Source organism: Actinomadura rudentiformis, from assembly GCF_008923185.1.
Lineage (GTDB): Bacteria > Actinomycetota > Actinomycetes > Streptosporangiales > Streptosporangiaceae > Spirillospora > Spirillospora rudentiformis.
In genome coordinates, this window is record NZ_WBMT01000004.1 from 436,632 (window position 1) to 455,822 (window position 19,191).

Sequence of the window (19,191 nt, forward strand, 5' to 3'; positions counted from 1 at the left end):
CGCGCCCTCCTGTAGGAGGGGGCTCCTAGCCCTCGCGGGCTGGGGTTTTCTGCTTCATCGACGACTGCCCGCCCGGAGTGCTCCGTTGAGGTCTTACACCGTCTCCACAGACAGCGGCCGCCCGTCCGGCGGCCAGCAGGTTGCGTGCTGCGTTCACGTCCCGGTCATGGGTCGCGCCGCAGCCGCTACACGTCCATTCACGGACGTTCAGCGGCATCGCTTCGGCGCGGGTGCCGCAGGCCGAGCACAGTTTGGTGGAAGGGAACCAGCGGTCCACCACCACCAGGTCACGGCCGTACCAGGCGCACTTGTACTCCAGCATGATCCTGAAATCGCTCCAGGCCGCGTCGCTGATGGCGCGGGCCAGAGCGTGGTTGTTGACCATGTTGCGGACGGTCAGGTCCTCGATCACGAGCGTTTGGTTCTCACGCAGGAGTCGAGTAGTCAGCTTGTGCAGGAAGTCCCGCCGCCGGTCGGCGATCCGGGCGTGGATGCGGGCCACCTTCCGGCGGGCCTTGTCCCGATTCGCCGAGCCCTTGGCCTTGCGGGCCAACTCCCGCTGCGCGCGGGCCAGGCGTTCCCGGTCGCGGCGCTCGTGCCGGGGATTGGTGACCTACTCCCCGCTCGACAGGGTCACCAGGCTGGTGATCCCGGCGTCGATCCCGACCGCCGCGCCTGTGACGGGCAGCGGTTTCACCGTCGCGTCCTGGCACAGCAGGGACACAAACCAGCGCCCGGCACCGTCACGGGACACCGTCACCGTCGAAGGCTCGGCACCCTCGGGCAGCGACCGGGACCACACGATGTCCAAAGGTGCGGCCATCTTGGCCAGCGTCAGCCGCCCGTCGCGGAACCTGAACCCCGAGCGGGTGTATTCCGCGCTGGCCCGGGCCTTCTTGCGGGACTTGAACCGCGGATACCTCGCCCGCTTGTCCCAGAACGCCGCGAACGCGCCCTGCAGATGCCGCAAAGCCTGCTGCAACGGCACACTGGACACCTCACCCAAGTGGGCCAGTTCCTCGGTCTTTTTCCACGCCGTCAACATCGCCGAGGTGGCGTTGTAGTTGACCCGCTCGGCCCGCAGCGTCCACGCCTCGGTCCGGGCCTGAAGTGCCAGGTTGTAGACCTTCCGCACGCAACCGAACGTGCGCGACAGCTCGGCCGCCTGCTCATCAGTCGGGTAGAAGCGGTACTTGAACGCCCGCTTCACATGCTCGTTCTGCACAACTCACCCGTTATCAAGATTGTTTGCGAGACCCTGCGAGCAGTGGGAAGCCGACGATCATGCGCCCTGGCGGTGCATCGTCTTCACCTGCCCTGCTCCGCAGGCGTCCGTTCCCTCACCCGCCTGAAGGCGGGAATCTCCATGGAGGAACCCCGATGACCACGTTCGCCGCGGTTGATCTTGGCGCGTCCAGCGGACGCGTCATCACGGCGGACGTCGGGCCCGACAGGCTCGACATCACCGAGGTGCACCGCTTCGCCAACCGGCCTGCCCGCGTCAACGGGACCCTGCACTGGGACGTGCTGGGCCTGTACCGCGACATCGTCGACGGGCTCACACGGATCGAGTCCGACCGCCTGGCTTCGGTCGGCATCGACTCATGGGCCGTCGACTACGGGCTCCTCGATCAGGAGGGCCGGCTGCTCGGCAACCCCGTCCACTACCGCGACGAACGTACCGCCGCAGTGATCGACAAGGTGCACGCGCGCGTATCCGCTGAGCGGCTCTACCAAATCAATGGTCTGCAGTTTCTCCCGTTCAACACCCTCTATCAGTTGGCGGCCGAGCCGTTCCTGGCCCAGGCGGACACGTTCCTGCTGATTCCCGATCTGATCTCCTTCTGGCTCACCGGTGAACGAGGGGCGGAATGGACCAACGCCTCCACCACCGGGCTCTGGCAAGCCCGTACCGGAGGCTGGTCGGATGAGCTCATCGGCGCTCTCGGCCTCCCGCGCAAGATCTTCCCGGACCTGCGAGTACCGGGTAGCCCCGCGGGGAGGCTTGTGGATCTCGGCCGACTCACGGGCACCCCCGTAACAACCGTCGCGTCCCATGACACTGCGTCGGCGATCGCCGCGATCCCCGTCACCGACCCGAAGTTCGCCTACATCTCATGCGGCACCTGGTCGCTGGCCGGAGTCGAGGTCGACGCACCGATTTTGAGTGAGGAGGGACGAGCCGCCAACTTCACCAATGAGGCTGGTGTCGACGGCACCGTCCGGTACTTGCGCAACATCATGGGGCTCTGGCTGCTCACCGAATCACTGCGTACCTGGAACCTTGCTGCTTCCGATCTGCCTGCCCTTCTCGAGCGCGCGGCCGAGGTACCGGCCCTGCGCCGCGTCATCGATCCCAACGATCCGTCGTTCGTGTCACCGGGCGACATCCCCGCCCGTATCGCCTCCTACTGCGAGCGCACCCACCAGCCGGTGCCGCACACCCGCGCCGAATACGTCCGCTGCATCCTGGACAGCCTCGCCCTCGGTCACCGGACCGTGATCCGCCAAGCGGCACAGCTGTCCGGGCACGAGGTCGAGGTCGTTCACCTCGTCGGAGGCGGTTCCCACAACCCCCTCCTCTGCCAGCTCACCGCCGATGCCCTCGGCCTGCCCGTCATCGCCGGGCCCGCCGAGGCCACCGCCTTGGGCAACATCGGCGTGCAGGCACGGGCGGCCGGGCTGATCGGAGACCTGAGTGAGCTGCGCGCGCTCATGGCTCGAACTCAGCCCCTGCGCCGCTACGAGCCCACAGGCTCGCTGACATCCTGGGAGAACGCCGCGAAAACCCTGGCAAGCAGGACGAACGAACTGGCTTAAGACTTATCTGGGTTGGGGATGCTCGCCGTCGCTGGCAATGGAGTCGCCCAACGGTGGGTTCACCAGTTCCTCCGGCGGATGCCCTGGTCTTCAGGCCGGGAAGGAATCCAGACCCCGGTAGGGGGCGGCCCGGGCCGAGCCGGAGGAGGTGGGTGTCGAACGCGACGTGCTCCACACGCACCGCCCGTACGGGTGCCCAGCGCGACAGCCGGTCCACCCACGAGACGGTGGTGTCCACGCGGTGCTTGAAGGACGGTGCCAGCCACCTCTGTGGCCGGGCCAGATTGTCGAACCGGGCGGCCGGTAACACAGGTTCCTCCTTGATGCGTGTTGGCTTGGGCTGGTCAAACAAGGCCCACCCCGACCAGCGGGGCCGGCCCCGGCCTGCAGACCGGGGAGCGTTTGACCAAAGGGGCATCGATTTCGGGTCCTGAACGGCGACCCGATGATCCTCACCAGTCGGTGAGTCATGTGTCTGGGTGTTCGGCCGGGAGGCATCGATCACGACGGCCCAGTGGCGGCCGGGCCATTCGTGGGCGGATACCTCAACCAGCGGCCCAAACGTCCACGCGCATGTCCACACGCTGTCCGCTGCCGCGTCATCGACCTGCTGTCTCTGCGGGGGCGGGGTTGGAGCTCGAGGGGGTGGAGGTGTTTCGGGCCGGTTGACACATCAAGGCGAGCAAGGCGTCGGTGTCGGCGCTCGGCCGACCAGGGGGTGAGGGCGTCTGCGATCTCCTCCGTGGTGAGCTATGACAGGACTTTGCATGCCCGGGCGGGTTGTTGATGTTCTCGCTCCTGGAGCATACCCCTTCTCGTGGCTCTCTGTAACCCACTTGCTACCGAACGACATTCTTCGGTCGTTTCGAATGCCTTCGACTTTGCCGACACTTGAGCCGCCCCGAGGAGACGGAAGCGGCGCAGCACGCAAGAAGTGCCTGGTCACTCCATGATCAAAGGAAGATCTACCGGACAAGCCTTGCGACACCACACAACACGGGCTTATCACTGATAGTGAAAGATCAAGCACATACAGTGGTCGGGCGGGCATTACGCAGCGTCTACCGCTGCGACACAGAGGAGAGCAGTGTGAACACCAGGCACCTTCTTGCGGGTTCAGTCGCGACAGCCGGGATTCTCGCCAGTGTCCTTGCCACGACGTCTCCCGCCCAAGCGAGCACGGTCAGGCCCGTCACATCCACCGTGAGCCAAGTCGGCTGCTGGGACAACGGGTGCGAGCACCATCATCACGACCGCGATCATGACCGTGATCATGACGGGGACGAAGTTAACTGCTTTGGCCTGCTTCTGTTGCTCGCCTGCAACTGACAGCGACCAGCGCAGACCAGAAGCCCGGACGGGAAGCTTCACTCTTCCCGTCCGGGCTTCGGGGTTCGCGCGGTGTGGGTCAAGCCGGCAAAGTCCAGCTTCAACCGGGCCTGCTATCCGGCGGGCGGCGGCTTCTCCACTCCACTCAGAGGATCGCCCTGTCGCGTTCCACCCGAGTCGTATCCCTCCGTGGCGCTGCCCATGCCGGGAACGACTCTCTCCCTGGGCTGGCTTTCCGCTCCGGAACTCGCCCCCGGGCCTCGATCCATTGGAGTACCGGCCTCCAGTTTCCAACCGCCTCCCTTGCAGTCTTCGGGAAGCGAGGGAAACGGATCGCCCTTGACGTCGCCAATCCAACGGTGGCCACAGCCGGAATCGCATTCGTAGATCGCGCTCCGCTCGACCTTCTCCCCCGGGCGAAAAACCTTGTCATCAGCCATGGTCAGCGCTCACCTCGCCCAAGCGTCCGTCGAACGGACCACTCCTCATGCGCGTTCAGCGTCCTCACGTGCCGTCTGCCCTGCATTGCGCGGCTGGACTCTGCCATCTCTCCCCCTCCGTATCGATGGCATCTGCACTGCTGGGGTCCCCTACCCGTCAATCGCCAGCCATACCTTTGGCGACTGCCGGGCTCCCAGCCGACCACCTCCACCGGCTGTTCGACCTCCGGCTCGGCTTCCCGCTTTCCGCCGTCGTCCTCACTCACCGGCACAGGCTCAGCGGCAGGCAGGGCCGACTCGCCCAGAATCTCCTCCACCGCCTACAACCACGGTGGAAGCCAGCCCCCGATCAAACGGCCCAGACACGAACACCGAGCCCAACCGTTCCCAGGAGGCGAGCTACCCCTTCCTAGTTTGTGTTCGCGGTAGCGCATTGCTGGCGAAATTGGCGTGGTGAGAGGCCGTACGCATTGCGGAATGCCTTGGCTGAAGTGAGTGGTGTGGGGTTGGTGAATCCTCATCGGGCTGCGATGCGTTGATGGGGCGAGGGCCGAGTGGGGGTCGGCCAGGTCGCGGGGGGGGCGACCAGGTCGCGGGGGCTGGCCAGGTGAGGGGCGGGCGGCCAGGTGAGGGGCGGGCGGCCAGGTGAGGGGCGGGCGGCCAGGTGAGGGGCGGGCGGCCAGGTGAGGGGCGGGCGGCCAGGTGAGGAGCGGGCGGGCGACCAGGTCGCGGTGGCGCCGGACGTTCCTGCAGCTCAGTGCCGTACTGAAGAACGTTGCTCGCTGACTTGCTGCGTCAGGATGCGCAGCGCGTCGGCGGAGCTCGCGTCGTTCGGGGTGAAGATCTCAAGCCGGTGGTCGGGGCTGTCGGGCTGGAGCCACACCTGGTAGTCGACGCTGACGGCTCCGACGGTGGGGTGTTGTACGTGCATGGTCCCAACGGTGCAATCGGCGACGTCACCGGTGGCCCATAGTTTCGCGAAGTCGTCGCTGCGCATCGTGAGTTCGCCGATCAGTTCGGCCAGGCGCGCGTCCGTGGGATATCGGCCGGCGGTGAGCCGCAGGTGGGCGACGTGGATCTGGGCAAGTTCATGCCAGTTGCGGTACAGCTCGCGGATGAGGGGATCCAGGAAGAACATCCGCGGGATGGACGGGCGGCGTGCCGGGTCTCGTGGCGCGTCGAACGCGACGTGTTCGGCGGCGAGTGCGTGTCCGGTGCGGTTCCAGGCGAGAACGTCTCCGCGTCGGCCGAGCACGCGCGCCGGCGTTGACTCACCGAGGGACGTCAGGAGCGCGAGAACTCGTGGGTGAGGCTCTTCCTGGCTCGGTTCGGACAGGCTGGGCATGGCGGACTGCCGAGCGAGATTGTGAAGATGAACGGTCTCGACCTGGTCAAGCTGGAGCGCCCGGGCCAGCGCGTCCAGGACCTGCTCCGAAGCGGTCTCGGCCTGCCCCTGCTCCAGCCGGGTGTAGTACCCGGCACTCACGCCGGCGAGCTGCGCGAGCTCCTCACGCCGTAGGCCTGGGACGCGGCGGGACGTTCCGTACGTGCGCAGGCCGATGTCAGCCGGTGTGATTCGATCACGGCGGCTCTTCAGGAACGCTCCAAGACTCTCCACGAGTCGAGCCTAGATCGCCCGGCCAGAGGAGTGCCTGCACCTGCTGGGTGTACCCACGACAAGGGCATGGTTGCCCAGCGCGTGGTGCTGCACCGTCGTGAACATGTCCCAACAGCGTGCACAATCCCCAAGCCTGCGGGCCTGGCTCGGGCTCGTGGTGGTCCTCGGCCCGGTCCTTCTCGTTTCCATGGACGGGTCGATCCTGTTCCTGGCGATGCCCCGGATCAGCCAGGCGGTCAGCCCGACGGCCGATCAGGCCCTGTGGATCCTGGACATCTACGGCTTCGCGGTCGGTTCCCTGCTGATCGCGTTCGGCAACATCGGTGACCGCTACGGTCGCCTGAAGCTGCTCATGATCGGCGCGACGGTGTTCGGCATCGGATCCGCCGGTGCGGCGTTCGCGCCGAACGCCGAGTTGCTCATCGCCTTCCGGGGGCTCATGGGAGTGGCCGGCGCCACTCTTCTGCCATCGGCGCTGGCGGTGTTGAGCGAACTGTTCCCCGACCCGCGACGCCGGGCGCAGGCCATCGGCATCTTCGCAGCCGGGTTCGCAGCGGGCTTCGCGATCGGCCCGGTCGTGGGCGGCGCGCTGCTGGAACGGCTGTGGTGGGGCTCGGTCTTCCTGGTCAACATTCCCGTGATCGGGCTGTTCCTGCTGCTCGCCCCGGTCCTTCTCCGTGATGTGCGCGCCACCCGGCCAGGTGGCGTCGACGTGCCAAGTGTCGTCCTCTCGGCCGGCGGCCTGCTGCTCGCCATCTACGGAATCAAGCACGCTGCCGCCGAAGGCCTGTCGATCGTCCCGGTCGCGACGGCGGTCGCCGGGAGCTGCCTCCTGGTCTGGTTCGCGCGGCGACAGCGGCGCCTCGAGCACCCGCTGATCGAGTTCTCTCTGTTTCGGGACCGCGTCTTCACGATTGCGATCATCACCGGTCTGCTGCCGTTGGCCGCGTGGTCGGCGACCGCGTATCTGGCGGGCATCTACCTGCAGTCCATCCTCGGCACGACCGTCTTGTACGCGGCGTTCCTGGCGCTCCCTGGGGCGGCGGTCCTCACCACCACCTGCATCATCACTCCGGCAGTGGTCGGCCGCATCGGCAAAAGGACGGCGCTCATCGTCTGCCATTTCTCCATCGCGGCTGGTCTGCTGCTCTTGCTCCCCACCGGCGTCACCGGCGGGATCGGCTGGTACATCGCCTCGACTGCGGTCGCCGGCGTCGGGTACGGAATCTCGTTCAGCCTCGTCGCCGACACGGCCGTCGCGGCAGTGCCCACGGAACGAGCGGGCTCGGCGGGCGCGATCGCTGAGACCAGCAACGAACTCGGCAACGCCCTCGGGATCGCGCTTCTCGGTTCGCTCGCGGCGCTGATCTTCCGTATCCAGGGACCTGACCTCGCCCCCACCTTGGACGAGACACTTCAACTGCCTGACCTCGCGCCCGCAGTGGTCGCGGAGGCGAGAGCAGCCTTCATCACCGGCCTGCACACAGTCGCAGCCGTGGCCGGCCTGCTCCACGCAGCTCTCGGCATCCTCGCCCTGCGCTGGCTGCCCAGATCTGAGTTCGGCGCGTACGACCCTGACGCCACGCCCATGCCGCAAGTGGGCCGAGCGGAAGAGCGCGTTGGATGACTCACGCCAGGGCACTCTCTCCCCCATAGGATCATCACTATGGGTAGTGACTCGGGCTCATGCCGTAACGCCGCTGAGGACTCAGAGTCGGGCTTGAGTTCGTCGTCCTTGGACTTCCGCGCCGCGGTGACGTCTGCCGTCGGAGCGCTCGTTGCCGCAGTCCTGCTGCTCCAGCTGGCCTTCTGCGCGTCGTCCATCGGGGCTCTCCGCGCCCCGTCCTCGCATGGGATCCGCACCGCCGTCGTCGCCCCCGAGCAGGCGCGGGATCGGATTCTCGCCATGCTCAACGGCCTGCACGGCACCCCCGTGCAGGCCGTCGCGGTCAAGGACGAGGCGACCGCGCGTTCCCAGATTGAGCGCCGAGAGGTCGACGTCGCGTTCGTCATGGATCCCGCCGAGAAGACCGACACCCTGCTCATCGCCATGGCCATCGGCCCCGCCGAAACCGACGTCGCCGCCCAACTGGCCATCTTCCTAGAAGAGGACTTCGACCGGCAGATCAAGGTCGTCGACATCAGCCCACCGGCAAACGGCGACTGGCCCGGGCCGTCCTCACCCGACCACGTAGCAAGTTGACCAGCATCCGCCACGCAACAGCCGACCGGCATACGCGCCACGCACAGGCCCACCGACGTACGCGGCGCCACAGGGTCGACCGGCATCCCCGCCAGGCACAGGCCTAACGACATACGCCGGTCACAGATTGACCGGTGTCCGCCACACCCAGGTTGACCGGTGTCCACCGCGCCACAAGTCGGCCGGCATCCGCTACGGCATAGAGCGGCCGGCATACGCGCACAGGTTGACCGGCATACGCCGCACACAGAACGACCGGCATCAGCCACGCACGAGATGACCGACGTCCACCCCGCCACAAGTCAACCGGCATGCGCCACCCACAGGGCGACCAGCGTCCGCCACGCCGAAGGTCGACCGGCATCACTCTCGAGTCGGCCAGCGTCACGTACAAGTTGACCGGCGGCCGCTACACACAGGTGGACTGGAATATGCCACGCATAGATTGACCGGCGTCCGCTGCGCATGGGTTGTCCGATGCGCAGCGGACGTCGGACGTGGTACCACTGCGGACGGTCAGATCAGCGAAGTTTTGACGGGACTGCCGGCAAGGGCCGCCAGCCGGGGCGGACGGCTCCGACATAGCGCTCGCGGTAGTAGCCCCTCAACCTGTCGACGCTTACGCGCCGTCCCGGCCGTGGCGCGTGGATGAATCTCGAAGCGCCCAGGTACATGCCCACGTGCCCGAGCCGGTTGAAGAACACAAGGTCACCGGGCATGAGCCGGTGCCGGCTGACACGATGCCGGACCCTCCTGTACTGGTCCGCGGCCACTCGCGGGATCGACACTCCGGCGCGCCGCCAAGCCTGCTGAACGAGCCCGGAGCAGTCAAAGCCCCGCGGGCCCGTGCCGCCCCAGATATACGGCCGTCCTTTCTGTGCAAGAGCGAACTCGATCGCCCGGTCGGCGCGGCGTCGCCATTGCGTTTCCATCCGCGTCCGCCGCCGGTGTACTGACTGCTGTAGGGAAGTCAATAACCGGGCGTTCGTCTGATGCCAGCCGAACTGCGAACGGCGGTGTTGCCAGCCACCCCATGCGCGGGTGCGGTGGGACCTCTTATGGTCGTGTGCCGCGCTTCGCCGGCTGGATGTCTGAGCGTCCCTGTCTGGGCCATTGGCCTCTCGGGCTGCCGGCACCCGCTCTTTATCGGCCTGGACATATTCGACTGCTTCTGCGGCCGCTGGGGCCAGTGAAAGCGCCACTGTCGCCGCACAGCATGCGGCCGTTGACGAAACGAACATCTCCGTTCACCTCCAACGGTGAAGATCGACATGGCATGCCTTACCCAGGACTTTCAAATCACACTCGCCAAATCCACGAGAAAGTTCGTTCAAGAAGCCCGGCCGCTTCCCCACCCGTCCGGCTTTGTCCGAATAGCAGGCGGCCAAATCACGGTCGCCGCGGCCGAGTCACGCGCGGACCACTCAATGCCGGGCCACTTCTACCTCGCGTTCAGAAGCACCATCCGCAGCGCCGTGAGTGTTATGACGCGACAGATAAGACGCCGACCGAGCGTCCAGTGAGCCGGTTTTCACTCCACCACCGACTCGGTTCTGCAAGTGATGAGGGCCGCACTCACTGCCCTTCTGGCGGGCCTGCGGTGGGCCGGCGCAGCCTTGATCAACTGCTCTCGTAGCGGTCATGGAACGGCAGGTCACCGGCTCCATCGCAGGCCTGAGCACCCGCCCGATCCGACTGCCGCCCCTGGGCACGCCGACGTCTGGCGGGCCACCGCAGACGGGCACGCTTCCACTTGATGGATTGCGATATGACGACCTTTAGAGAAGGGCCCATTTACTTTTGCGGGGAGTACGGCAAACTCGGCGCACTTTAACCTCGCCGTGCGAGCAGGAAGGTCGGAGGAGTCCGGCGGCCTCGTCGGCTTGGATCTACTCGCCAGTGCGGCAGGGTGCAGTGTCGGAGAAGACCCTGATTTGTCCCATTCCTACTTGAACGGGTACGACTATGGCAGTCACCTCAGCGACCGACACCCACATCATTGCTTCAATCCGTCAACGTACTCGAAGTACTACTTTTTCGACATAGACGCGCCGAAACCTCGCCTAGCAGATCGAGTGGACGAAGGCGAATATCGGCGTGGATGTACGGAGGGCCATTCAGGTCATCCAAGTGATCCGTAGCCGAGTCGAATCGGCACGGCGACGTCCGATGCGCCACTCACGCTGCTGAGCCCGCAACGGCGCTGCTCACAAATGTGGTTGGCCGCCCGGGAGGATCGATAACCCATCCCCATGGCCTCACAATGCAACTCCATACCAAAATATAGCCCACGGTCACGTCAAGACTACGATAAGTAGTTGGGCATGACCGTATATCTCATCGCCGCCGCCTCGGCCGTCGGCTTGGTGATCATCGCCGCTCTGCTGGTCCGGCGGCTCCGTTCCGTCACTGACGACGAGCTGCCCAGCGGAGCGACCACCGGACACACCGGTTCCATGCTTTCGGCGCTGTTCCTGCTGGCCTTCGCCATTGCGATCGTCGTCCCGTGGACGACCACCGACGCGGCCCGGGTCAACACCTACGCCGAGAGCCAGGCAATCGTGGAGGGCGCCTGGTCGGCCGCGGAACTGCCCACAGCCCAGAGCGCTCACGTCCGGACCGAGTTGCTCGACTATGCCCAGTTCGTCCGTACCAAGGAGTGGCGGCTGATGGCCGACGGCAAACTCAGTCCGGACGGCTGGACCCGGCTGGAACGGCTGCGCCGCGAGGTCGCCGCGTTCCCCGCCAAGGGCCGCGACGCGAAGGACGACCAGGCCGCGGTCCTGGACGACATCGCCGACATCACCTCCGCACGGCGGCAGCGGGCCATGGACGCCAAGACCAGCCCGCCTCCGGGCCTGCTGATCGTCACATTGCTCACCGGACTGATCGTCCTGCTCTTCCCGTTCCTGGCCGGCGCACGTCCACGTGGCATGAGCCTCCTGCCGCTGGCTCTGATGGCCGCCCTGCTGGGCATCGGCATGTATCTCTGCGTCGACATCTCACGCGCGTTCACCGGCGCGCTGGCCGTCAAGCCTGACGCCTTCACCGCTGTCATGGACGAACTCCACCGCATCCCCGGGAGCGGCTGACCATGCCCGTCACCCTGGTCGCGGCGCTCAGTGCCAGCATGTTCGCCGGACTGGGCTCCTCCGCCATGATCGTCGATCCGGAGCCGCCGGGAGTCACAGTCTGCGTGGACATTGAGGTCACCGTCTCGATGGAGGCGGACTCCGACGTCTGCGTCAGCGTCAACCGCACCCGCTGCTGCCGTCCCCCAGCCGCTCCCCCTCCGCCTCCTCCCCCGGAGCCCACCCCTTCCCCACCGGCCGAGGTCCCTGCACCGCCACCTCCGCCTCCGCCACCTCCGCCGCCGAAACCAACTCCTTCCCCGCGCCCTCCGCGTCCGGCGGCAGCTTTGGTCCCCATCCCGACCCCGCCGGTCAAGGTCGCCACTCCCCGGCGACCGGCGCCCAAGGCGAAGCCCGCCCCACCTCGCCTCAAACGTGAGCGAGCCGAGCCACCCCAACGCCGGAGACCGCTGGCCGCACCTCTGGTCGTCGTGGTCCTGGCAGTCGCCATCAGCGCCGCGAGCGCCATGGCCTTCGCCCGCTAGACGTCCTGCCATGAACGTTGGTGACGGCGACTCACGGGTCGATGATCTGTAACAGGAGAACCTCCTGGCGGGTGTGTCACCGCAACAAGCAACCCGCACCAGAAGGTCCCTGGTGGTCCGCGCTAACGCCAAACTTCACTCCGCGCGGACGGTTGGAGCTGGCACTTCGGGGGGTTGATCGCTGGCCGCTTCGCTGCGCTGGCGGGGCGCACACCGTCCCGGTTGCGATCCGAACCTCGCGACCCGCGGCCCGCAGACCGCGGCCCATCGACCTGGACCGCGATCACACTGATGGCCCGCCGACTCACCCGCGACCGGCCGCGACCAGCGGCGGCCGCGACCAGCGACCAGCCGCGACCAGCGACCAGCCGCGACCGGCCGCGGTCTCAGCCTTCAGTCCCCTGGCCAACACCGACGTAGGAACATCGACGACGGACAAGTCCCAGACGATCAGCGACGCTCCGATCTGGCCTCACCTGGAGCTGAGTCGCGTCGCTTGCGCCTCGGTGTTGGAGTCGCCAGCCACGGGGGTGGACGCCGCTGGGTGGATGGCGTCCAGGGCAGTTCTGGGGCGGCACCGGGGGCGTCGGTGGTTCGTGCTTGCTCCGGCAGTCGGCTTTAGGTCGGGTGGGTTGTTTCGAAGATCACTGTGCCGTTGGCGTCGTAGGCCTTGATCTCCATCGACTGTTGCATCGCGCGGGCCTTGGTTCCGGCGGGGCTGACAGTGCCGGCGAGGAACCAGGAGCCCGAGATCGTGGCGGTGATCGGTGGCTCCTTGCCGAAGCGCACCGTGATCTTTGTGGCCTCGGGTGTCACCCGGCCTGCGGCGTGGAATTCGTAGGACTTCACGTGCCCGCCCGGGCCGTAGGCGGTGACGTTGCCGCCGGTGTCCAGCGGAACCACTGATGCGTCGGGTGCCCACGGGTCCCTTCCGGGGCCGGTGCCCCACAGATGTGCGATCTGGCGGCGCTGCCGGTTGGCGGGGGACGCCTTGCCGTCCTTATCGATCAGGCACGTGCGGTAGCCCTTGGAGCTGCCCAGGAACACCAGCCGCCCGTCCTTCACGGGATGGGTGGCCAGGAGCCGGAAGTCCCGTGCCCGGTGTCCCTCGGTCGGCGGACCGGTGAGCCCGGGGAACGTGGGGTCGCCGTTCATGCATGCCCGTACGGCGGCGCGGCTTACGGCCGAGTCCGGCGGCAAGACCTTGTCGAGACCGCCCTGCACTCCGCTCGGCCCCGCCTGCACCTTCTCCCCGTCCACAGCCGGGAGCACCATGACCGGCACCGCTATCGCCGCCGCGGTCGCCACCACCAGCGCTGTGCTTGCGGTGACCCGGCGGCGGACCCGGCAGCGGGCCGCGCTGCGCAGCGCCCGCCCGGCCATGTCGTCCACCGGCCGCGCCCGGTTCGCCAGCTGACTCAAGGCGTCTTCGACCAGGTCGTTCGTCATGACAGCTCCTCGATAGGCGCGAGGTCGGCGGTGAGGCCGGGCACGAGTTCACGCAGCCGCGCGATCGCCTTGTGCGTCTGGCTGCGGACGGTGCCCACCGAACATCCGAGGATCTCGGCGACCTCGACCTCGGGAAGATCTTCCAGGTAGCGCAGGACGAGCACGGCGCGTTTGCGTGGAGGCAGGCACAACAGCGCGCTTTCCAGCGACAGCCGCAGATCAACATCACCGCTCTCATCACGCACGGCGATCTCAGGCGGATCCCCCGTGGTCTGCTCACGCGCACGCCGCCAGCGGCTGACCTGCTCGTTGTACATCGCCCGGCGAACGTAGGCTTCGGGGTTATCGCGCACATGGCGCCAGCGCAGGATGGTCTTGGTGAGCGCCGACTGCAGCAGGTCCTCGGCGGCATGCTGGTCGCCGGTAAGCGCGTAGGCAGTCCGGATCAGGCTCGTGGAGCGTGCCTCGATGAATGCGGTAATACTCTCGCGGGCCTCTCGTCTCAACGGGGGCCTCCCTCACCGGCGTCACCCATAAAGACGCAGAAAGGCCCCATCACTATGCCGCCTCAGCCAAGATTTCCGCACCGGCCGGTGGACGCCGGACGACCTTCCTGGTGCGGAGCGCGCGTCGGCGGTGACCTTCCTCCATCAAGAGAGATCAAGTGGTTCATCAGCCAACCCACCTGGCGTGCCGAGACGAACCCGCTGTCAAGAGCCGGTGACCGGGTGGAGGATGTAGTTCGGGTCGCGATCTGGTCGCTCTGGCTCGATTCTCCAGTCGAAGATGCGTAGGCCGACGAGGTGATCGAGGCCGGGTGCAGGAACTCTCACGTACTCGATGAACGCGGGGCGATATCCCTGGAAAGGCGTGCCGGTCTCCACGGCTGTAGCCAGCGCCTCGAAGAACGCGGTCAGGCTGGTCGCCCACAGTTTGGCCTCGACAGCGCCCGACCCCATCCCGAACTCGTACACCTGCCCGTAGGTCGGCCCGGGCCGGTGGTCGACGAACGCGAACCCACCGTCGTTGGGCTCGGCGAACGGAACCCATTGGTCGGCGTGGGCTTCGACGGGTTCTTCCGCATCGAAGTAAGGGCGCGAGGATTCGTAGTGACTCACCAGCGTGTCCCGAGTCCAGACGATGCGCTGAACGGTGCTTAACCGGTGCCCCAACGGCAAGAAATCGCCGTACGGATGACTGCCGGACTGCGTGCCATCGTGCAGCCGTAGCAGCGCCTTCAAATCGGGATGCAGGACAACGCCGTACGCCTCCTCGACAGCGGCGATCTGTTCCTCACTCGCCGGAGGACGCAGCACGGCATGGTCGTCAGGGGCACGTTCGGCAAGCCACCCGGCGAAACGTCCCCAAGCGCGGTTGAACGGTTCAGCGTCCATCTATCGGCCATCCGTGATGAGAGCGGCAAGACCCACCATAGTGACCGGCCAGGCCCAGAGTTGTGTTCTGCGGCGCTGGATCCGAGGGCCATCTGGCGGTCTCAAAACCTCGCGCAGGCGGGTCGGACGTTCCATGGTGCTGGCGTGTGGCGGCCTATTGGGCCAAGGGGGCGTCGCCGTTGTGGGCTACTTCCCGCAGGACGGATCGTACGAGCTCGGCGTAGCGGTGAACGTTCTGCCTGGCAACTGTCGTATCGGGGTGGACGGCGGTGAAGGTGGTGCGGTGCCAGTCCCGGTTGATCCAAATGAAGACCTCGTCGAATTCGCTGTGCCCGGCGATCACCTGGAAGCGGGCCGCCTCGAAGTCCTTCGAGGCGGGGGCGCGGCGGAGGTCGATGTAGGAGGTCATCGGCACCACTGAACGGGGGTCGCTCAGCAGATTCATCTTCTCGGCGAGTATCTGGGCGATCCAGTGAAACGGGATGTCGTTCAGCTTGGCGGCCCTGAGAATCGCCAGCTGAGCCTTCGGCAGGAGGTCACCGAAGCGACGATGTCCCGCGACAGGGAACTGCACCGGGACGAGATTGGTGAACCACCCCTGGGCGACCAGCCATCGGGGTTCGGTGCGGGTGTGGAGGGTCATCAGCCCGCGGTAGTCGTCCTCACCGGCGAGCCGCTGGTTCGCGATGCCGAGAGTGGCGAGGAGGCCGCCGGAGAACCTCGCGCCGGCACGCAGGCAAGCGGCGTTGAACGCGTCGGCCTCAGCTGCGTCGAACAACTCCATCGTGTACGACACGCCCGGGGCTCGCCCTCCCGGTGGAAGTCCCAGGTCGAGAGGGAAGCCCGGAGGGGTACCGCCGCACGCCTGCGCGAACTTCAGCCACGTTCCCACGGCGGACGAGTCGCTGGAGATCTCGGAGGCCCGTGCCACCTCCGACGCGCAGTAGTCGACGTAGCTGCCGACCTCAGGAAGGCCGGCGCTCGTTCCGGCGAGCTCGGCCTCGTACAGATCGCGCACCTCGCGGAAGATCTGGATCAAGGAATAGCCGTCGGTGTGCGTGTGGTCGACGGCGAACAACATGGTGGCCGAGTCCGCTCGTTCGATCCCCGCCACGACGAAGGGCGGCCAGGTCAGGGGGTCGATGCGCGAGTCGAACTGCTCCTGCAGGCGGTCCCGGATGTCGGCGCCGGCGTCGAAGGTGCCCAGGACCGCCGGGCGGAGGCTGAAGTCCGCAGGACGGATGGCGTATCGCTGCGGCCGCCCGTCGTCCAACTGGAACCAGGTGAGCAGGGTCGGATGTCTGCGTACCCAGCTCTCCAGTGCTGCCGCCATGGCCGTGGCGTCCAGACGTCCAGGCAGATCGAATACGGCCGTCAGCCAAGAGGAGGGCCTTACTCCGCCTGCCATGTTGGCCTGGTGCCAGCCGATGTGGAACTTCTGGGAGTACGAGGGCGGCGAGGGGTCCAGTGAGGCGGCCGCCACCATGGCCGCCGCGTCCGCACCGGCCGTCCACTCGACGAGGCGGCCTGGTCGGGGCGTGAAGTCGTCCATCGAGCTCAGGCGCACTGCACGGCCTTCATGGGATCACGTTCCTCGAGGTTCCTTCGCGTGCGCCTGACCGAGTGATCGTGGTTGTTGCGTCGCCACGATCAGCCTGTGAAACTATACGCAATCATCCTGACACTCATAGTGACTGCATTGGGATTCTCGCCCTGTCGCAGCAGTTCAAACAATCGCGGAGGAAGGCGTGTTCGCCGAGCTGAAGACATTGCTCGTTCAGAACCTGAAGCTGGATGAGCGCATGGTCATGCCGGAGTCACTGCTGGAGGACGCGGGCATCGACTCCCTCGCCCTGGTCGAGCTCGGCCTGCTGGTCGAGCAGCACCTCGGGATCACGTTCACCGAGGAGGAACTCGTCAGGACCGCGTCCCTGACGGTCGGGCAGTTCTCCGATCTCCTCGCGGCACGGCGTCAGAAGCTGCAGGAAGTCACGCCTTGAGCCGTTCCCGGGCCGCCATCACCGGCGTTGGCCTGCTCACTCCCGCCGGGATCGGCACCAAGGCCAGCTGGGAGACCGTCCGCAACGGCACCAAGACCATGGCGGCGGTCGACCCGTCGCTCTGGCAGATTCCCGCTGCACTCAGCTGCCGGGTCCCAGGCTTCGACGGCGAGGCCTTCCTCGACCCCGTACTGGCGCGGAGGACGGATCGGTTCACCCAGTTCGCCCTGGTGGCGGCGCGGGAAGCGGTGGCCGACGCGGGACTCGATCCAGCGGACTGGGACGGCGCCCGGGTCGGTGTCGTCCTCGGCAACACTGCCGGTGGCATGGAGACCGTCGAGGAACAATGCTCCATCCTCGAGAAGGAGGGTGCCCGTTATGTCTCCCCGCTCCTCCTGCCCAAGATGCTTCCGAACATGGTCGCCGGCCAGCTCTCGACCCTCCTCGGCGCCACCGGACCCGGCATGGTCGTCGCCACAGCCTGCTCTTCCGGGACCACGGCCATCGGCGTGGCCCGCGACCTCCTGGCCGCGGACCGCTACGACATCGTCCTGACGGGAGCCACGGAGGCACTCGTCACCCCGGCCATCATCGCGGGGTTCGCGCGGCTGGGTGCCCTCTCTCATCGAGACCACGATCCGGCCGGATCATCCCGTCCGTTCGACAGGGGCCGTGACGGCTTCGTCTGCGCGGAAGGCGCAGGTGTGCTCGTGCTGGAACGCGAAGCCGACGCACGGGCACGGGGTGTCACGCCTCATGCGTTCGTGACGGGATTCGGTGCCAGCTCGGACGCCCACCATGTCACCCGTCCCCACCCCGACGGGCAGGGCACGCAAGCCGCCATCAACGCAGCCCTCCGCGACGCGGACGCGATCCCGGAAGACATCGGCTACGTCAACGCCCACGGCACCTCCACCCCGGTCAACGACCGCCTCGAAGCCGCGCTGCTGGCCAAGAACCTGCCGCACGGTCCGCCGATCAGCTCCACCAAGGGAGTCACCGGCCACCTCCTCGGGGCGGCCGGAGCGATAGAGGCAGCCTTCACGGCGCTGGCCCTGCGGGAGCAGGTCGTTCCTCCCAACGTCAACCTCACCGACCCAGAGCCGGCGGACCTCAAGCTCCCCACCTTCCCCGAACGACACTCGTTCGACCTGGCCCTGAGCCTCTCGGCAGCGTTCGGCGGCCAGAACGCCGTACTCGCCATCGCCCGCCACTGAAGCAGCCCTCCGCCGCAGTTGGAGTTGCGGCTGCCGTTGCCGGCGCAGTTGTAGTTGCCAGCGCAGTAGCCGTTGCAGTGGCAGCGCGGCAAAGAGCACGCCGATAGCCGTGAAGTCCCGCCTCGATGGAGCGTGAGGAGGCTCTGACCTCTCACCTACGGAGGAGGGACAGGTGGATGGAAGCGCCAGTCCATGAGGATGACGTAGGTGAGGTCGCCTGTGTCGAACACCGCGTAGGGACGGCCGAGCAGGTGCGCAGCTCGGTCTCCGAGCTGCTTGAACAAGCCGCGTTCCTCGTGCGTGTGAAGACGGGCAACGACACGGCCCTCTCTGCGGAGCTGTTCGGCATATGCCTTGATGATGTCCGCGAAGTCATCGAAGAAGAGGTCACTGTCCATCGAGCAGGTTCCAGGGCACGGCAGCAGTACCAAAGAGAAGTGTGCCCGGTGGAGCCCCAGTCGTACCCAAACCCACGCCACATTGCCTGCGGCCTGGGGAGTATCGAGGGGCAGACACCGCACGCACGCATGCCGACCGGAGCCCCGTCGTCTCCTAGCTGATCAGCGACAGGGACAACCGACCTTCGCGTGACTGCACGTCGGCCAGCTCGTGTCTCGAATTCGCGCAGTGGGCCAGCTGGCTTCGAGACACGCCTTAGCTGGTCGCGAAGCCAAGCGCTCCGCCACCGCTCGGCCACCGCTGCGACAATGCAGTGGAGGCCAGTCCCCCGACCAGACGGCCGTCCACGTCTGGCCAGCTCACGGCATCCCTTGTATCCCGACAAGAAGTCCTTCGCCACCATCAAACGGGAATTGCTCGACGCTGCCGTCTGGCCCAGCCGGGCCGCTGCCCGCACCACGATCTTCGATTACATCAAGAACTGGTACAACTTGCACCGGCTGCACAGCAACCTCGGCTACCGCAGCCCCGTCAACTACGAGGCCACCCGCGCAGCCTGACCATCACACCGATGGTGTCGGGACTGTCTGAAAATCTGTGGGTGGCGTGGTGATCGCTGTTAGTTCAGGGTGATGCGGTCGCCGTAGTGCAGCGAAAGTGCGTTCAACGCGGCCTTCCATCCGCGGGTCGTGCCGGTCACGTTGGT

At 66.7% G+C, this 19,191-nt stretch carries 15 protein-coding genes and 1 pseudogene; 7 read left to right on the plus strand and 9 right to left on the minus strand.

Annotated elements, in window-relative coordinates:
* Positions 1-25: 25 nt before the first annotated feature.
* Positions 26-1,210: pseudogene (locus F8566_RS11360) on the minus strand (RNA-guided endonuclease InsQ/TnpB family protein).
* Positions 1,211-1,380: 170 nt separating this feature from the next.
* On the opposite strand from F8566_RS11360, the gene F8566_RS11365 reads away from it, so the two are divergent.
* Positions 1,381-2,820 (plus strand): rhamnulokinase, encoded by a 1,440-nt coding sequence (locus tag F8566_RS11365; protein ID WP_151560110.1) that lies wholly within the window; start codon positions 1,381-1,383, stop codon positions 2,818-2,820.
* Here F8566_RS11365 and F8566_RS11370 read toward each other — a convergent pair.
* Complete coding sequence (locus F8566_RS11370) at positions 2,714-3,238, minus strand: RRXRR domain-containing protein (RefSeq protein WP_151560173.1); 525 nt, start codon at positions 3,236-3,238, stop codon at positions 2,714-2,716. The two genes, F8566_RS11365 and F8566_RS11370, sit on opposite strands and share 107 nt — an antisense overlap.
* A gap of 2,105 nt (positions 3,239-5,343) precedes the next feature.
* Positions 5,344-6,207 carry a helix-turn-helix transcriptional regulator gene (locus tag F8566_RS11380; RefSeq protein ID WP_151560112.1) on the minus strand — a complete coding sequence of 288 codons (864 nt, stop codon included), beginning with the start codon at positions 6,205-6,207 and terminating at the stop codon, positions 5,344-5,346.
* A gap of 103 nt (positions 6,208-6,310) precedes the next feature.
* Between F8566_RS11380 and F8566_RS11385 the strand changes: the two genes are divergently transcribed.
* The gene (locus F8566_RS11385; RefSeq protein WP_151560113.1) at positions 6,311-7,834 is read left to right on the plus strand and encodes an MFS transporter; all 1,524 of its coding nucleotides are present in this window, start codon (positions 6,311-6,313) and stop codon (positions 7,832-7,834) included.
* A gap of 93 nt (positions 7,835-7,927) precedes the next feature.
* Positions 7,928-8,410, plus strand: a complete 483-nt coding sequence (locus F8566_RS11390; protein ID WP_151560114.1) for a hypothetical protein — start codon at positions 7,928-7,930, stop codon at positions 8,408-8,410.
* A gap of 521 nt (positions 8,411-8,931) precedes the next feature.
* Here the strand turns inward: F8566_RS11390 and F8566_RS52625 are convergent.
* The gene (locus F8566_RS52625; RefSeq protein ID WP_151560115.1) at positions 8,932-9,651 is read right to left on the minus strand and encodes a C40 family peptidase; all 720 of its coding nucleotides are present in this window, start codon (positions 9,649-9,651) and stop codon (positions 8,932-8,934) included.
* A gap of 1,083 nt (positions 9,652-10,734) precedes the next feature.
* Between F8566_RS52625 and F8566_RS11400 the strand changes: the two genes are divergently transcribed.
* Positions 10,735-11,502, plus strand: coding sequence for a bestrophin-like domain (locus F8566_RS11400; protein WP_151560116.1), 768 nt, complete (start codon positions 10,735-10,737; stop codon positions 11,500-11,502).
* A gap of 1,142 nt (positions 11,503-12,644) precedes the next feature.
* Here F8566_RS11400 and F8566_RS11410 read toward each other — a convergent pair.
* The 4 genes from F8566_RS11410 to F8566_RS11425 form a co-directional block, all read right to left on the minus strand.
* A complete protein-coding gene (locus F8566_RS11410; protein ID WP_151560118.1) occupies positions 12,645-13,475 on the minus strand; it encodes a hypothetical protein in 831 nt (276 codons plus the stop codon).
* Entirely contained in the window at positions 13,472-13,981 is a 510-nt protein-coding gene (locus F8566_RS11415; protein WP_151560119.1) for a SigE family RNA polymerase sigma factor, read from the minus strand. The genes F8566_RS11410 and F8566_RS11415 overlap by 4 nt, the downstream gene beginning before the upstream one ends.
* 204 nt (positions 13,982-14,185) lie before the next feature.
* Positions 14,186-14,869 carry an SMI1/KNR4 family protein gene (locus F8566_RS11420; RefSeq protein WP_151560120.1) on the minus strand — a complete coding sequence of 228 codons (684 nt, stop codon included), beginning with the start codon at positions 14,867-14,869 and terminating at the stop codon, positions 14,186-14,188.
* 154 nt (positions 14,870-15,023) lie between these two features.
* A complete protein-coding gene (locus F8566_RS11425) occupies positions 15,024-16,421 on the minus strand; it encodes a condensation domain-containing protein (RefSeq protein WP_151560121.1) in 1,398 nt (465 codons plus the stop codon).
* 196 nt (positions 16,422-16,617) lie between these two features.
* Between F8566_RS11425 and F8566_RS11430 the strand changes: the two genes are divergently transcribed.
* Both F8566_RS11430 and F8566_RS11435 read left to right on the plus strand, forming a co-directional pair.
* The gene (locus F8566_RS11430; protein ID WP_151560122.1) at positions 16,618-16,869 is read left to right on the plus strand and encodes an acyl carrier protein; all 252 of its coding nucleotides are present in this window, start codon (positions 16,618-16,620) and stop codon (positions 16,867-16,869) included.
* On the plus strand, positions 16,866-18,086 hold the full coding sequence (locus F8566_RS11435) for a beta-ketoacyl-[acyl-carrier-protein] synthase family protein (RefSeq protein WP_192809635.1): 1,221 nt from the start codon (positions 16,866-16,868) through the stop codon (positions 18,084-18,086). The genes F8566_RS11430 and F8566_RS11435 overlap by 4 nt, the downstream gene beginning before the upstream one ends.
* A gap of 155 nt (positions 18,087-18,241) precedes the next feature.
* Here the strand turns inward: F8566_RS11435 and F8566_RS11440 are convergent, their stop codons facing one another.
* Positions 18,242-18,484 carry a hypothetical protein gene (locus F8566_RS11440; protein ID WP_151560123.1) on the minus strand — a complete coding sequence of 81 codons (243 nt, stop codon included), beginning with the start codon at positions 18,482-18,484 and terminating at the stop codon, positions 18,242-18,244.
* A gap of 372 nt (positions 18,485-18,856) precedes the next feature.
* On the opposite strand from F8566_RS11440, the gene F8566_RS11445 reads away from it, so the two are divergent.
* Positions 18,857-19,045: an IS3 family transposase gene (locus F8566_RS11445; RefSeq protein ID WP_449691460.1), complete on the plus strand. Its 189-nt coding sequence runs from the start codon at positions 18,857-18,859 to the stop codon at positions 19,043-19,045.
* Positions 19,046-19,191: the final 146 nt, after the last annotated feature.